This is a genomic window from Pseudomonas sp. MF6394, from assembly GCF_002018845.1.
Classification (GTDB): Bacteria; Pseudomonadota; Gammaproteobacteria; order Pseudomonadales; family Pseudomonadaceae; genus Aquipseudomonas; species Aquipseudomonas lactis.
Genome location: NZ_MVOJ01000008.1, coordinates 133,729 through 147,055 on the forward strand (window position 1 = coordinate 133,729; position 13,327 = coordinate 147,055).

Below are 13,327 nucleotides of genomic sequence, written 5' to 3' on the forward strand. Positions count from 1 at the left end.
CCCCCTTCGCTGGACTGAATGTAGTTACGTTACTACTTGGCGAGTGCGCACGGCAAGGTTGAGGTTACGAACGGTAGAGTTGGCTTTGCAAGGTTCGGCGCCAGAACAAAAAAGCCCCGCCAGCATTCGCTGCGCGGGGCTCCATTGTTTCAGAGGTCTTACTGCGCCTCAGCCTTCTTATCCCCATGAGACAAGCTATATACATACGCCGCAAGCAGGTGCACCTTGTCATTCCCTTGCAACTGCTCCTGCGCCGGCATCTGGCCCTGGCGGCCATAACGGATGGTCTGCTGCAGTTGCGCGAAGCTTGAGCCGTAGATGAACGCACCTGGATGCGTCAGGTCGGGCGCGCCCATGGCTGGGGTGCCTTTACCGGCCGGGCCGTGGCAGGCCACGCAGTTGGCGGCGAAGAGTTTCTCACCGTTGGCCACATCGGCCTTGGCGCCTTCCGGCAGTTTGCGGCCGTCGAGGTTGGTCACCACAAAGGCTGCTACGTCGGCCACGCCCTGCTCGCCGATGACTTCGGCCCAGCCTGGCATCACCGCGTGGCGGCCCTTCATGATGGTTTCCTTGATGGTGTTGGGTTCGCCACCCCAGCGCCAGTCGGCGTCGGTCAGGTTGGGGAAGCCGTAGGCGCCCTTGGCGTCGGAGCCGTGGCACACCGAGCAGTTGGAGGCAAACAGGCGGCCGCCCATCTTCAAGGCTTGCGGGTCCTTGGCGACTTCTTCAATCGGCATCGACGCGAACTTGGCGAAGATCGGCCCGAACTTGGCCTCCGATCTGGCCATTTCCTTTTCCCATTCGTGTACGCCGGTCCAGCCGGTCTGGCCGTTGGCGAACGGGGTTTGCTTGTCGTTGTCGAGGTAGTTGTAGCCCGGCAGCAGGCCTTTCCAGTTACCCAGGCCAGGGTAGAGCACCAGGTAGCCAAGGGCGAAGACGATGGTGCCGACAAACAGCATGAACCACCACTTGGGCAGCGGGTTGTCGTACTCCTCGATGCCGTCGAACGAGTGGCCGACGGTCTCGTCCGTCTGCTCGGTGCGCTGGCCCTTGCGGGTCGACAGCAGCAGCCAGGTCAGGGCGAAGATGGTACCCAGACTGAGGACTGTGACGTACAGACTCCAGAACGTAGTCATTCTTTGTTACTCCTAGAAGCTTGCTCGACGTGCTTGATGGCTTCGGGGTCATCTGCGAAGGGCAGCATGGTCGCGTCGTCAAACTCCGACTTGCGCCGTGGGCTGAACACCCACAACGCCAGGCCGATAAAGGCCACCATCACCACAACGGTGCCCAGGCCACGAATCATCCCGATATCCATGTAGGTCACCGTTTGCTTTTGATGATGGTGCCAAGGCCTTGCAGGTAGGCCACCAATGCGTCCATTTCGGTCTTGCCCTTCACGGCGGCGGCCGCACCGGCGATGTCTTCGTCGGTGTAGGGCACGCCCAGGGTGCGCAAGACTTCCATCTTCTTGGCGGTGTCCTTGCCGTCGAGCTTGTTTTCCACGAGGAACGGGTACGCCGGCATTTTCGACTCAGGCACGACGTTGCGCGGGTTGTACAGGTGCGCACGCTGCCAGTCATCGGAGTAACGCCCACCCACGCGGGCCAGGTCCGGGCCGGTGCGCTTGGAACCCCACAGGAACGGGTGGTCCCACACGCTTTCACCGGCGACCGAGTAGTGGCCGTAGCGTTCGGTTTCGGCGCGGAAGGGGCGGATCATCTGCGAGTGGCAGCCCACGCAACCGTTGGCGATGTAGACGTCGCGGCCTTCCAGTTCAAGGGCGGTGCGCGGCTTCATGCCTTCGACCGGCTTGTTGGTCACGTCCTGGAAAAACAGCGGGACGATTTGGGTCAGGCCGCCGATGCTCACGGCGATGACCATGAAGAAGGCCAGCAGGCCGATGTTCTTCTCGACTACTTCATGCTTCATCAGTGAGCTCCCACAACGGCGATCTTGGTGGCGGCTTCGGCTTCAACAGGGTCGCTGGCACGCACGGTGCGCCACACGTTGTAGGCCATCAACAGCATGCCGCTGGCAAAGAACGCACCGCCCAGGGCACGTACGATAAAGCCCGGGTGGCTGGCTTGCAGCGCTTCGACGAAGGAGTAGGTGAGGGTGCCGTCATCGTTGATCGCACGCCACATCAGGCCCTGGGTGATGCCGTTGACCCACATCGAGGCGATGTAGAGCACGGTGCCAATGGTGGCCAGCCAGAAGTGCGCGTTGATCAGCCCGACGCTGTGCATCTGCGCGCGGCCGAACAGTTTGGGGATCATGTGGTACAGCGCGCCGATGGAGATCATCGCCACCCAACCCAGCGCCCCGGCGTGCACGTGGCCGATGGTCCAGTCGGTGTAGTGGGACAGCGAGTTGACGGTCTTGATCGCCATCATCGGCCCTTCGAAGGTCGACATGCCGTAGAACGCCAGCGATACCACCAAAAACCGCAGGATCGGGTCGGTGCGCAGCTTATGCCAGGCGCCCGAGAGGGTCATCATGCCGTTGATCATGCCGCCCCAGCTTGGTGCCAGCAGGATGATCGACATCGCCATGCCCAGGGACTGTGCCCAATCCGGCAGGGCGGTGTAGTGCAAGTGGTGAGGGCCGGCCCAGATGTACAGGGTGATCAGCGCCCAGAAGTGCACGATGGACAGGCGATACGAGTAGATCGGACGCTCGGCCTGCTTGGGCACGAAGTAGTACATCATCCCCAGAAAGCCGGTGGTGAGGAAGAAGCCTACGGCGTTGTGGCCGTACCACCACTGGATCATCGCGTCCGTCGCACCGGAGTAGGCTGAGTAGGACTTGAACAGGTTCACCGGCAGGGAGGCGTGGTTGACGATGTGCAGCATCGCCGTGACCACGATAAAGGCGCCGTAGAACCAGTTGCCCACGTAGATGTGCTTGGTCTTGCGCTTGACGATGGTGCCGAAGAACACCAGGCCGTAGGTCACCCACACGATGGCAAGCAAAATGGCGATCGGCCATTCCAGCTCGGCGTATTCCTTGGTGGTGGTGTAGCCCAGGGGCAGGCTGATGATGGCGCCGACGATGACCGCCTGCCAGCCCCAGAAGGTGAAGGCGGCAAGGCCATCGGAGATCAGTCGCGTCTGGCAGGTGCGCTGCACGACATAGTAGGAGGTGGCAAACAGTGCACATCCGCCGAAGGCGAAGATCACCAGGTTGGTGTGCAGCGGGCGCAGGCGGCCGAAGGTCGTCCAGGGCAGGTCGAAATTCAATTGCGGCCAAACCAGTTGCGAGGCGATGAACACCCCGAGCCCCATGCCAAGGATCCCCCAGACCACCGTCATGATGGCGAACTGGCGGACTACCTTATAGTTATAAGCAGTCGGACTGATTGCTGTGCTCATTCTAAGGTTCCACGGTTTAGGTTTTTTTATAGGTAAAATCGGTCGCAAGTATGTAGAAAACGAGGGGCCATTGCAACGCAATGGCTGACCTGGATCAATGCGTTCCACGCCAGATTCTGCGCCCTTTCCATGTTTGGCGTAGGGACAAAATCCAAAATAGAAAGCTGATCGAGTGGACAGGAAATTTCAGGGGCGCAACGGCTACCGTCGCGTAGGCCAGGAATGGTCCACTGTGGGAACAAGCGTAGACCCGAATGGGAGGAGGGGAAAGGCGGGCTTGGAAGGGGTGCGACACTTGGTCGCGCAAATGAAAACAACACCCGATTCCTGTAGGAGCGAGCTTGCTCGCGAAGAACCTGAGGGCACCACGCTTATCCAGCATAAACGCGGCGCTCTGAAGTTCTTCGCGAGCAAGCTCGCTCCTACAGTGAAACGGGTTGCCGCCCCGGGCCGGGGCAGCGGTTACTCGGTCGCGCTGTCTGGCGTTGCACCTTCAGCGTTATGGGACAGGCTGTACACGTAAGCCGCCAGCAGGTGCACCTTGTCATTACCTTGCAGCACGTCCTGGGCCGGCAGCTGGCCCTGGCGACCATGGCGGATGGTCTGCTGCAACTGCGCCAGGCTGGTGCCGTAGATAAACCCGGCAGGCTCGGTCAGGTTGGGCGCGCCCATGGCTTCCACACCGTGGCCTTGCGGGCCGTGGCAGGCCACGCAGGTGGTGTTGAACGCGGCTTGCCCGGCTGCCAGGTCTGCGCTGTTGTCTGCAGGCAACGGCAGCTTGGCCAGGTCGTGGCGCACGTAAGCGGCGACGTTCTTCACCCCGTCTTCGCCCAGCACTTCACCCCAGGCCGGCATCGCCGCGTGGCGACCGTTCAGGATGGTGGTCTTGATAGCCTCAGCCGAGCCGCCCCAGCGCCAGTTGTTGTCGGCCAGGTTCGGAAAGCCATAGGCGCCCTTGGCGTCCGAGCCGTGGCATACCGCGCAGTTGGAGGCGAACAGGCGACCGCCCATTTTCAACGCTTGCGGGTCCTTGGCGACTTCTTCCACCGGCATGGCCGCGAACTTGGCGAAGATCGGCCCGAACCTGGCGTCGGCCTTGGCCATTTCCTTGTCCCATTCCTTGGTCTGGGTCCAGCCGTCTTCATAGCCCGGCAGCACGCCTTTCCAGTTGCCCAGGCCCGGGTAGAGGATCAGGTAGCCGACGGCAAACACCAGGGTGCCGGCGAACAACATGAACCACCACTGGGGCAGCGGGTTGTCGTATTCCTCGATACCGTCGAAGGCGTGGCCCATGGTCTGGTCGACGCTGCCCTTGGTCTCGCCCTTGCGGGTGCCGACCAACAGCCAGGTCAGGCCGATGAGGCTGCCCAGGGTCAATACGCAGATCCATGTACTCCAGAACGTAGTCATGGCCGAGTGCTCCTTGTGGCTGGCTCTGCTTGAGCGTCGGGTGGGGAAGGTTCATCGGCAAACGGCAGCAGGCGCGCCTGCTCGAATTCCGCATTGCGGCGGTTGTTGAATACCCACAGCGACAGGCCGATAAAGGCGATGGCAACCACCAGCGTGCCCAGGCCGCGGATGGTGCCTGCATCGAATTCAAATCCCATGGCTCACCTCTTGCTCTTGATGGCAGTGCCGAGCACTTGCAGGTAGGAAACCAGCGCGTCCATCTCGGTCTTGCCCTTGAGGCTGGCGACGGCGCCATTGATGTCGTCGTCGGTGTACGGCACGCCGAGGGTGCGCATCACTTTCAGCTTGGTCTCGGTGTGGCTGCTGTCGACGGCGGCGGTGACCAGCCAGGGGTAGGCCGGCATTTTCGACTCCGGCACCACGTTGCGCGGGTTGTACAAGTGCGCGCGGTGCCAGTCGTCCGAGTAGCGTGCGCCGACGCGGGCCAGGTCCGGGCCGGTACGTTTGGAGCCCCACAGGAACGGGTGGTCCCACACGCTTTCGCCAGCCACCGAATAGTGGCCGTAGCGCTCGGTCTCGGCGCGGAACGGGCGGATCATCTGCGAATGGCACTGTACGCAGCCTTCGCGGATGTAGATGTCGCGGCCTTCCAGTTGCAGCGCGGTGTAGGGCTTCATGCCTTCGACCGGCTTGTTGGTCACGTCCTGGAAGAACAGCGGGACGATCTGGGTCAGGCCACCGATGCTCACGGCGAGCACCATCAGCAGCATCAACAGGCCGACGTTCTTTTCAATCGTTTCGTGTTTCATCATCGACTCCTCAGGCCATCTGCGCGGCAGCGGTGACTTCGGCAGGTTGCGCCGAACGCACGGTGCGCCATGTGTTGTAAGCCATCAGGAACATGCCGCTGAGGAAGATCGCACCGCCCACCAGACGCACGATGAAGCCTGGGTGGCTGGCCACCAGGGTTTCGACGAAGGAGTAGGTGAGGGTGCCGTCTTCGTTGACCGCACGCCACATCAGGCCCTGGGCGATGCCGTTGACCCACATCGAGGCGATGTAGAGCACGGTGCCGATAGTGGCCAGCCAGAAGTGCGCATTGATCAGGCCGAGGCTGTACATCTGCTCGCGACCGAAGATTTTCGGGATCATGTGGTACAGCGCGCCGATGGAGATCATCGCCACCCAGCCCAGCGCGCCGGCGTGTACGTGGCCGATGGTCCAGTCGGTGTAGTGGGAGAGGGCGTTGACGGTCTTGATCGCCATCATCGGGCCTTCGAAGGTCGACATGCCGTAGAACGCCAGGGAGACCACCAGAAAGCGCAGGATCGGGTCGCTGCGCAGCTTATGCCAGGCGCCCGAGAGGGTCATCATGCCGTTGATCATGCCGCCCCAGCTCGGTGCCAGCAGCACCAGTGACATCACCATGCCCAGGGACTGTGCCCAGTCCGGCAGGGCGGTGTAGTGCAAGTGGTGCGGGCCGGCCCAGATGTACAGGGTGATCAGCGCCCAGAAGTGCACGATCGACAAGCGATACGAATACACCGGGCGTTCGGCCTGCTTGGGCACGAAGTAGTACATCATGCCGAGGAAGCCCGCAGTGAGGAAAAAGCCTACTGCGTTATGCCCATACCACCACTGCACCATGGCATCCGTCGCACCGCCGTACAGCGAGTAGGACTTGGTCAGGCTGACCGGGATTTCCAGGTTATTGACGATATGCAAAATGGCCACGGTGATGATGAACGCACCGAAGAACCAGTTGCCCACATAGATGTGCTTGGTCTTGCGTTTCATGATCGTGCCGAAGAACACGATGGCGTAGGCGACCCAGACAATAGTGATCAGGATGTCGATCGGCCATTCCAGCTCGGCGTATTCCTTGGAGCTGGTGTAGCCCAGTGGCAGGCTGATCGCGGCCAGCAGGATCACAAGCTGCCAGCCCCAGAAGCAGAACGCGGCGACTTTCGGCGCGAACAGCTGCGTCTGGCAGGTGCGCTGCACCGAGTAAAAGGAGCTGGCGAACAGCGCACAGCCACCGAACGCGAAGATCACCGCGTTGGTGTGCAAAGGGCGCAGGCGGCCGAAGCTGGTCCAAGGCAAATCGAAGTTGAGCGCAGGCCAAACCAATTGGGCGGCGAGAAAAACCCCGAGCCCCATGCCGACGATGCCCCACACCACCGTCATAATGGCGAATTGGCGGACCACCTTGTAGTTATAGGCGGTACTTAAAGTAGTGTTCATGGTTCCCCATCCACGGTTCAACCCAAGCAAGTGCGACACTTGGGCTGGAGTTATAGGCAGACTAAAAAGCGAGGCAAGCATGGGCAAAGAGCACAAGGCCAGTATTGACGGGGATCAATGGGCGCAGTGTGTACGGGAACATGGCTGGTTGTGGGATGTCGCCACGGGCACGACGTCGGGTGAGCCGGTCACGCTGATCCTGGCCCACGGCGCCGGCGCACCGATGGACTCGGCGTTCATGAACGACATGGCTGCACGCCTTGCCGGGCATGGCGTGAGCGTGTTGCGCTTCGAGTTCCCGTACATGGCCCAGCGCCGCTTGGACGGGGGCAAACGCCCGCCGAATCCGGCGCCGAAACTGCTGGAGGCGTGGCGTGAGGTGTATGCCCAGGTGCGACGTCATGTCGCTGGGAAACTGGCGATTGGCGGCAAGTCGATGGGCGGGCGCATGGCCAGTTTGTTGGCCGATGAATTGGGCGCCGATGGGTTGGTGTGCCTGGGCTATCCGTTCTACGCGGTGGGCAAGCCAGAGAAACCCCGTGTGGAGCATTTGGCTGCGCTGAAGACGCCCACCTTGATAGTGCAGGGCGAGCGCGATGCCTTGGGCAATCGGGCGGCGGTGCAGGGTTATCAGTTGTCACAGAGTATCGAGGTGATGTGGCTGGTGGCGGGGGATCATGATTTGAAGCCGTTAAAGGCGTCGGGGTTCAGTCATGAGCAGCATTTGGAGGCGGCGGCCATCAAAACGTCAGGTTTTCTCGCCGGACGCTTTGCAGGCTCCTCCATGTTGTGATATTTCGGCTAGTGTTTTCGTGAGGTTTAACACTAGCGGTCCCTAATAAGCGTGAAGTGTCCTGTCGCGTCGTATTGAGCATACTCACTGTCGAAGAACGCCTCGAAGTTGCCAATGGCCGTGCGTTCAACGGGGTTGAGCTTGATTGTCAGTGTTGCGTTTTTGGCAGGAATCATTGCAACGCCAGGTAGGTCCCCAGGGCCGGAGATGTAATGAGCATATTTTAAAATTCCGTCAAGTACGTACGTATCGTCTATTGGCGCTTCTCCTAGGTAAGGAATATGAAAAATAAATGAAGAGAAATTCTTTTCTCGTTGGCTTCCTGTGGACCCTGAAAACAGCCAGTGATTTGCATGCTCTACATGGCCGAACACTGTTCGTTCTGCAGTGATTGGCGTTTGAGCGTTTTTGAATGTCCATTCAAAATGGTTGTTTGGATTGTGAGAAAGATTGAAGTCAGGGATGAAGATGATGTCTCGGTTCATGGTGAGGGCTCTTTGTTAGTGGGGGGGCGTTATATGAGAGTTGACAGAAAACCAGCTTGAATGTGTTGTGCTCGGCTAAGGCCTGATACCTAGTGTGTTTCAAGTCTCTTTGTCGAACCCTGTTACGATGGGGTGGGTAAGCTCAGTATGTGATGGGCTTAAACGTGCCATCCGTCATGTCTACAAGCTCGACGATTTTATTTTTAAAGGTGGCGTTGCAGCGCAATGGCTGCTGAGTCAGTGTAAGCGCTACTTCGTATATTCCTTCATGGGTGCCACCGTCGAAAGGAACATAGTAAAAATTGGATTTCTCATCACCCTGTCTAAATGTTTTATCGATGATCTGTTCATTTTCATCGTCGCTGTAAATATAAATAGCCCAGTAACGGTATTGAGGCGTACCCCATTCTCCCTCCTCGCCGGTCAGATACCATGCCTTGCTCGAATCGGAGTAGGCCAGCCAGCCCTGCGCCTTGTATTGAGTGTGTCCCTCTGTCCACTCAAAGATCGAATGTTGTGAGGCAGCGGTAGTTTCAGGCCATTCACAGCAGCATTTTATTTCGCGTAATGCTGACCCTGTGTCAGTGAAAGAGCCTTCGAAACTTAGCGTTGTTTTTCCTGTGCTTTCGTCAATGGTTATCTCACTGTCGCCAACAGATTCAAAGTGTGCTTCAGTTTCAGGCGCGTTAATGTCTGCACCTTTAATATAAAGGTGGGTGAAGGTTTCTGGGTGTTGCTTGATTGAAGTGTCAGGTGATGTGCTTTTGGAGGCGCAAGGTATTTTCAGTAACAGTGATTGTTGAGTGTCTGAGGACTGGAGCGTCAACTTAATCCAGTACTGATTGTTACGTTCGGATAGGTGCAGTGGGAGGGCCCAGCCCTCCAATGTTTTTACGTTGTTTGATGATTTTTCAGTCCATTGCACACGCCCCATGGTTTTTGGGAATAGAGGCAGGGCGCTATTTGAGTCGGTAGGCCGGGACATGGCGGTGTGCTCCTGTTTGACAGGTTCACACTATAAAGGGGGAGACGTTCAAAGATTAACTGTGAGAGTTGACAGTTTTATAGAACGCTTGGCGATAAAGAGATTATGAGTGATAGCCATCTGCAGGGGGCTCACTTGTGGGAGAAAGTGAGCCCCCTGAAGTTCTACCGGTTAAAACGCTCTACCAGCGAGTACTGAGTATTCGCCGTATGAGTCAATTCTTCACTCAACTGCGCCGAGTTCATTGCCTGCTCCGAGGTCTGGTCCGCCAACAGCGCAATGGTGCTGATGTTGCGGCTGATCTCCTCGGCCACCGCGCTTTGCTCTTCGGTAGCAGCGGCAATCTGGGTGGTCATGTCGGTGATATTGGCCACCGCCTCACTGATGCCCACCAGGGCCTGGTCCGCTTCCATCACCCGCGCTACACCTTCTTCAGCCTGGCGGTGCCCGGCGTCCATGGTTTGCACGGCCGCGCTGGCGGTTTGCTGCAGCTTGGCGATCAGGGTATGGATCTGCCCGGTCGATTCAGCGGTGCGTTGCGCCAGTTGGCGCACTTCATCGGCGACCACCGCGAAACCACGGCCCATTTCACCGGCACGCGCGGCTTCGATAGCGGCATTGAGTGCCAGCAGGTTGGTCTGGTCGGCGATGCCTTTGATCACATCGACCACGCCGCCGATTTCATCGCTGTCCTTGGCCAGTTGCGTGACGGTCACGCCAGTCTCCCCAACGGCTGCCGAAAGACGCTGAATCGCCTCGCGGGTTTCCCCGGCGATATCGCGGCCGCGCCCGGTCAGGCGGTTGGCTTCCTGCGTGGCATCGGCGGTGCGCTGCACGTGGCTGGCCACTTCCTGGGTGGTCGCCGCCATCTGGTTCACCGCAGTGGCCACCTGTTCGGTTTCCACGCGCTGGCGTTCCAGGCCGCTAGAGCTGTTGTGCGCCAGGGTGTTGGATTGCGCGGCCTGGTCGTTGAGGTGCTCGGCGGTATCTTGCAGGCGGGTAAGACAGGTCTTCAGGCGCGCTTCCTGGCTGAGGATCGACATTTCCAGGCGCGCTTGTGCGCCACGGCTGTCGGTGTACATCTGCGCGATCAACGGGTCGGACGTGGTCTGTTCGGCCAGGCGCAGCAAACGCTTGAGGCCGCGCTGCTGCCAGCTCAGGCCCAGCAGGCCCAACGGCACCGACAGCGCCGCTGCCAGGGCAAAGCCCCATTGGGAGGTGAGGGTGGCGCCGATCATGAAGCTCAGTTGGCTGACCAGGATAAACGGCAGCCAGTCCTGCAACACCGGCAGCCACTTGTCCCGCTGGGGAACGGCCGACTTGCCCTGGTTGATGCGTTGATAGAGCGCTTCGGCCCGGCGGATCTGCTCGGCGGTGGGCTTGATGCGCACCGATTCGTAGCCGATCACCTGGTTACCGTCGAAGACTGGCGTCACATAGGCGTTCACCCAATAGTGGTCACCGGTCTTGCAGCGATTCTTGACAATGCCCATCCATGGCAAGCCTTGTTTGAGCGTGGACCACATATGCGCGAACACGGCCGGCGGCACATCCGGGTGACGCACCAGGTTGTGTGGGGCGCGGATCAGTTCTTCACGGGTGAACCCACTGATTTCGACAAAGGCGTCGTTGCAGTAGGTAATCACACCCTTGGCATCCGTGGTGGAGATCAACCGTTGCTGAGCGGGGAAGGTACGTTCGCGCTGGGTAACGGGTTGGTTATTACGCATGATTGTTCAATCCGCAAGGCTTTCAGGGGGTATCGGCCATGCGGGGCATTTATTTAACTTATTTTTGCAACAATCCTGCGAACGGCGTTGCCCCTGTAGGAGCGAGCTTGCTCGCGAAGCACCCAAGGGCAACGCGTTCATTCAGGATGCCCGCGTCAGCGTTGAAGTGCTTCGCGAGCAAGCTCGCTCCTACAGAAGAAAGGTTTAGCCGGCGAGCATCGGGTAGGTGAACAGGCCGAAGTGCAGCAGATTCAAGCCAAAGTGCGTGGCAATCGCCGCGCCCAAGCCACCAAAGCGATAGGCCAGGCCGTAACCCACGCCAGCAATACTCGCCAGCAGCATCCACTGCCAACCCGCAGCAAAATGCACCAGGCCGAATAACAGTGAGGCCAGCAGCAGCGCGAGGTTCTCGCCATAGGGCAGGTGTTTGAAGCGTCGGCTCAGGCCGCCCTGGATATACCCGCGAAACAGCGCTTCTTCGACCAGCGTCACCAGCAGCAGGTTATTCAGCACCCACAGCCACGCCTCGTCCGGCCACTTGGGCGCCCAACTGATCATCCCCATCAGGGCCGCGCCACCCAAGGCGGCGATAGCGGCCAGGGTCAGGGCCACGGCCGTGACGCAGATCGACAGACGCAATGAGCGCCGCGCCACAATCCACGGGCAGGCCAGCAACAGCCAGAAGCCGATCAGGGGTTTGTCCTGGTTCAGGTACATCGAGAACGGCACTGAGTCCGGAGTAAAACGCTGGGGCGCAATACCCCGGCCGTTATAGAAACCCGGCAGCCAGTGCATCGCCAGGCCCAGGGCCAGGACGATAAACAAACCGTGGCCCAGGTAGCGTGCCCAAGGGTTGCGTTGTTGGCGTACGGCATACCCGGCCACCAGCAGCAGTGCGATGGAGACCGCCGCCAGTACGCCCAGTTGGCCGTAGATCAAAGCCACGACATAGCCAATGGAAAGTAGGGTGAGGTACAGCCAGGGCAAAGCAATCATGTGAAATCCTTCGAAAAATCCGGGCGGCATTATAGCGAGTGGCCAGGTTCTAGGGCATGAAAACGCCTCCACGTACAAGGCAAGAGGGAAAGGATTGCAAAATGTATTTACGGCTGGTTATAGTCGTCGCGTCTTTATCCCTTCAAAAAAGATCAGCACATGCCAGCTTCCCAGCGCATAGCGGTAGTCGATTCAGCGGTCAACGCTGTGGTCGTGCCGTGCCGTGGCAAGCAGCCTGCGCAGATCAGTCACTACCCCCCACCTGTCAGTAGCACGCCGGTGTACGCAGTCGTATCACCGCCGGGTGTTGGCATTTCGGGCTGATCAGCAATCCGCTGTTGCCCCGTGCCTGCCTGAAAAAAACCTACTGAATTTCAGTTTCTACTGAGTCGGCTTTTTGGCCTGATAACAGGTGGTAACCATGTCTGTGCTTTCGAAACAATCCGTGGCCGCGGCGGCCTCGACGAGCGTGTTTGTCCTGCTGTGGAGCAGCGGGGCGATATTCTCCAAGTTGGGCCTGGCCCATGCTTCGCCCTTTGCCTTTCTGCTGATCCGCTTTGCCATCGCCCTGATGGGGTTGGTGGTGCTGGTACCGATCCTCAAGTTGAAGCTGCCACGTCCCGGCAAGCCCCTGCTGTATGCGGCGGCGACGGGCCTGGTGTTGCTGGGTGCCTACCAGATTTTCTATCTGCTGGCCCTGGACCTCAACGTCACCCCTGGGGTGATGGCGACCATCATGGGCGTGCAGCCGATCCTTACCGTGGTACTGATGGAGCGCCAACGCTCCTGGCGCCGGCTGTTCGGCCTGGGGTTGGGGTTGGCGGGCTTGATCATGGTGGTGTACCAGGGCATCGGGCTGGCGGGCATGTCCCTGGCGGGGATGCTGTTCGGGCTGCTGGCGCTGGCGAGCATGACGTTTGGCTCGATCATGCAAAAGCGCATCACCGACAACCCCTTGGGCACGCTGCCACTGCAATACCTGGCCGGGTTGCTGCTGTGCGCGGTGTTCGTGCCGTTCCAGCCGTTCCACTTTGAACACAGTGCACGCTTTTACCTGCCGGTGCTGTGGATGGGGCTGGTGGTGTCCGTGCTGGCGACGCTGTTGCTGTACCGCCTGATCGCCCGGGGCAACCTGGTGAATGTCACCAGTTTGTTTTATCTAGTGCCAGCGGTGACGGCAGTGATGGACTACCTGATCTTCGGCAATCGCCTGGCCCTGTTGAGCGTGTTGGGAATGGCGTTGATCATCGTCGGGTTGGTCTTCGTGTTCCGTAAGCATTGAAACCCACCCCTGTAGGAGCGAGCTTGCT

Annotated in this window: 14 protein-coding genes; 2 read left to right on the plus strand and 12 right to left on the minus strand. The window is 59.5% G+C overall.

Translation table 11 applies throughout. The annotated features are described in order from the left end of the window. Positions 1-158 precede the first annotated feature (158 nt). The 8 genes from ccoP (MF6394_RS11170) to ccoN (MF6394_RS11205) all read right to left on the minus strand — a co-directional run bounded on the left by ccoP (MF6394_RS11170) (position 159) and on the right by ccoN (MF6394_RS11205) (position 7,028). A complete protein-coding gene (gene ccoP / locus MF6394_RS11170; protein ID WP_069557123.1) occupies positions 159-1,136 on the minus strand; it encodes a cytochrome-c oxidase, cbb3-type subunit III in 978 nt (325 codons plus the stop codon). Then, positions 1,133-1,318: a CcoQ/FixQ family Cbb3-type cytochrome c oxidase assembly chaperone gene (locus MF6394_RS11175; RefSeq protein ID WP_003193169.1), complete on the minus strand. Its 186-nt coding sequence runs from the start codon at positions 1,316-1,318 to the stop codon at positions 1,133-1,135. Before MF6394_RS11175 ends, ccoP (MF6394_RS11170) begins: the two co-directional genes overlap by 4 nt. A 5-nt stretch (positions 1,319-1,323) precedes the next feature. After that, a complete protein-coding gene (gene ccoO, locus MF6394_RS11180) occupies positions 1,324-1,932 on the minus strand; it encodes a cytochrome-c oxidase, cbb3-type subunit II (RefSeq protein WP_003193167.1) in 609 nt (202 codons plus the stop codon). After that, positions 1,932-3,374: a cytochrome-c oxidase, cbb3-type subunit I gene (gene ccoN / locus MF6394_RS11185; protein WP_003193164.1), complete on the minus strand. Its 1,443-nt coding sequence runs from the start codon at positions 3,372-3,374 to the stop codon at positions 1,932-1,934. The genes ccoO (MF6394_RS11180) and ccoN (MF6394_RS11185) overlap by 1 nt, the downstream gene beginning before the upstream one ends. Before the next feature lie 462 nt (positions 3,375-3,836). Then, positions 3,837-4,784, minus strand: a complete 948-nt coding sequence (gene ccoP, locus MF6394_RS11190; protein WP_078466688.1) for a cytochrome-c oxidase, cbb3-type subunit III — start codon at positions 4,782-4,784, stop codon at positions 3,837-3,839. Further along, complete coding sequence (locus tag MF6394_RS11195) at positions 4,781-4,981, minus strand: cbb3-type cytochrome oxidase subunit 3 (RefSeq protein ID WP_003193161.1); 201 nt, start codon at positions 4,979-4,981, stop codon at positions 4,781-4,783. The genes ccoP (MF6394_RS11190) and MF6394_RS11195 overlap by 4 nt, the downstream gene beginning before the upstream one ends. Positions 4,982-4,984: 3 nt before the next feature. Beyond that, positions 4,985-5,593, minus strand: a complete 609-nt coding sequence (gene ccoO / locus MF6394_RS11200; protein ID WP_003193159.1) for a cytochrome-c oxidase, cbb3-type subunit II — start codon at positions 5,591-5,593, stop codon at positions 4,985-4,987. Positions 5,594-5,603: 10 nt separating this feature from the next. Beyond that, positions 5,604-7,028 carry a cytochrome-c oxidase, cbb3-type subunit I gene (gene ccoN, locus MF6394_RS11205; RefSeq protein ID WP_003193158.1) on the minus strand — a complete coding sequence of 475 codons (1,425 nt, stop codon included), beginning with the start codon at positions 7,026-7,028 and terminating at the stop codon, positions 5,604-5,606. 79 nt (positions 7,029-7,107) lie between these two features. On the opposite strand from ccoN (MF6394_RS11205), the gene MF6394_RS11210 reads away from it, so the two are divergent. Continuing rightward, positions 7,108-7,821 (plus strand): alpha/beta family hydrolase, encoded by a 714-nt coding sequence (locus MF6394_RS11210; RefSeq protein ID WP_078466689.1) that lies wholly within the window; start codon positions 7,108-7,110, stop codon positions 7,819-7,821. Positions 7,822-7,853: 32 nt separating this feature from the next. Here the strand turns inward: MF6394_RS11210 and MF6394_RS11215 are convergent, their stop codons facing one another. The 4 genes from MF6394_RS11215 to MF6394_RS11230 form a co-directional block, all read right to left on the minus strand. Continuing rightward, entirely contained in the window at positions 7,854-8,306 is a 453-nt protein-coding gene (locus MF6394_RS11215; RefSeq protein WP_078466690.1) for a hypothetical protein, read from the minus strand. Positions 8,307-8,448: 142 nt separating this feature from the next. After that, positions 8,449-9,291 carry a hypothetical protein gene (locus tag MF6394_RS11220; RefSeq protein WP_078466691.1) on the minus strand — a complete coding sequence of 281 codons (843 nt, stop codon included), beginning with the start codon at positions 9,289-9,291 and terminating at the stop codon, positions 8,449-8,451. A gap of 164 nt (positions 9,292-9,455) precedes the next feature. Next, positions 9,456-11,021: a methyl-accepting chemotaxis protein gene (locus MF6394_RS11225; protein WP_032895841.1), complete on the minus strand. Its 1,566-nt coding sequence runs from the start codon at positions 11,019-11,021 to the stop codon at positions 9,456-9,458. A gap of 204 nt (positions 11,022-11,225) precedes the next feature. Then, complete coding sequence (locus MF6394_RS11230; RefSeq protein WP_032895842.1) at positions 11,226-12,017, minus strand: CPBP family intramembrane glutamic endopeptidase; 792 nt, start codon at positions 12,015-12,017, stop codon at positions 11,226-11,228. 421 nt (positions 12,018-12,438) lie between these two features. Here MF6394_RS11230 and MF6394_RS11235 point away from each other — a divergent pair, with 421 nt between their 5' ends. After that, positions 12,439-13,299, plus strand: a complete 861-nt coding sequence (locus tag MF6394_RS11235; RefSeq protein ID WP_032895843.1) for a DMT family transporter — start codon at positions 12,439-12,441, stop codon at positions 13,297-13,299. Positions 13,300-13,327: the final 28 nt, after the last annotated feature.

Excerpts from the sequence above, each read along its gene's own strand:
- MF6394_RS11215 (WP_078466690.1), bottom strand. The coding sequence starts at position 8,306 with ATGAACCGAGACATCATCTTCATCCCTGACTTCAATCTTTCTCACAAT.
- ccoP (WP_069557123.1), bottom strand. The coding sequence starts at position 1,136 with ATGACTACGTTCTGGAGTCTGTACGTCACAGTCCTCAGTCTGGGTACC.
- ccoN (WP_003193164.1), bottom strand. The coding sequence starts at position 3,374 with ATGAGCACAGCAATCAGTCCGACTGCTTATAACTATAAGGTAGTCCGC.
- ccoN (WP_003193158.1), bottom strand. The coding sequence starts at position 7,028 with ATGAACACTACTTTAAGTACCGCCTATAACTACAAGGTGGTCCGCCAA.
- MF6394_RS11210 (WP_078466689.1), top strand. The coding sequence starts at position 7,108 with ATGGGCAAAGAGCACAAGGCCAGTATTGACGGGGATCAATGGGCGCAG.
- MF6394_RS11220 (WP_078466691.1), bottom strand. The coding sequence starts at position 9,291 with ATGTCCCGGCCTACCGACTCAAATAGCGCCCTGCCTCTATTCCCAAAA.
- MF6394_RS11195 (WP_003193161.1), bottom strand. The coding sequence starts at position 4,981 with ATGGGATTTGAATTCGATGCAGGCACCATCCGCGGCCTGGGCACGCTG.
- MF6394_RS11230 (WP_032895842.1), bottom strand. The coding sequence starts at position 12,017 with ATGATTGCTTTGCCCTGGCTGTACCTCACCCTACTTTCCATTGGCTAT.
- ccoO (WP_003193159.1), bottom strand. The coding sequence starts at position 5,593 with ATGAAACACGAAACGATTGAAAAGAACGTCGGCCTGTTGATGCTGCTG.
- ccoP (WP_078466688.1), bottom strand. The coding sequence starts at position 4,784 with ATGACTACGTTCTGGAGTACATGGATCTGCGTATTGACCCTGGGCAGC.
- MF6394_RS11225 (WP_032895841.1), bottom strand. The coding sequence starts at position 11,021 with ATGCGTAATAACCAACCCGTTACCCAGCGCGAACGTACCTTCCCCGCT.
- MF6394_RS11175 (WP_003193169.1), bottom strand. The coding sequence starts at position 1,318 with ATGGATATCGGGATGATTCGTGGCCTGGGCACCGTTGTGGTGATGGTG.
- ccoO (WP_003193167.1), bottom strand. The coding sequence starts at position 1,932 with ATGAAGCATGAAGTAGTCGAGAAGAACATCGGCCTGCTGGCCTTCTTC.
- MF6394_RS11235 (WP_032895843.1), top strand. The coding sequence starts at position 12,439 with ATGTCTGTGCTTTCGAAACAATCCGTGGCCGCGGCGGCCTCGACGAGC.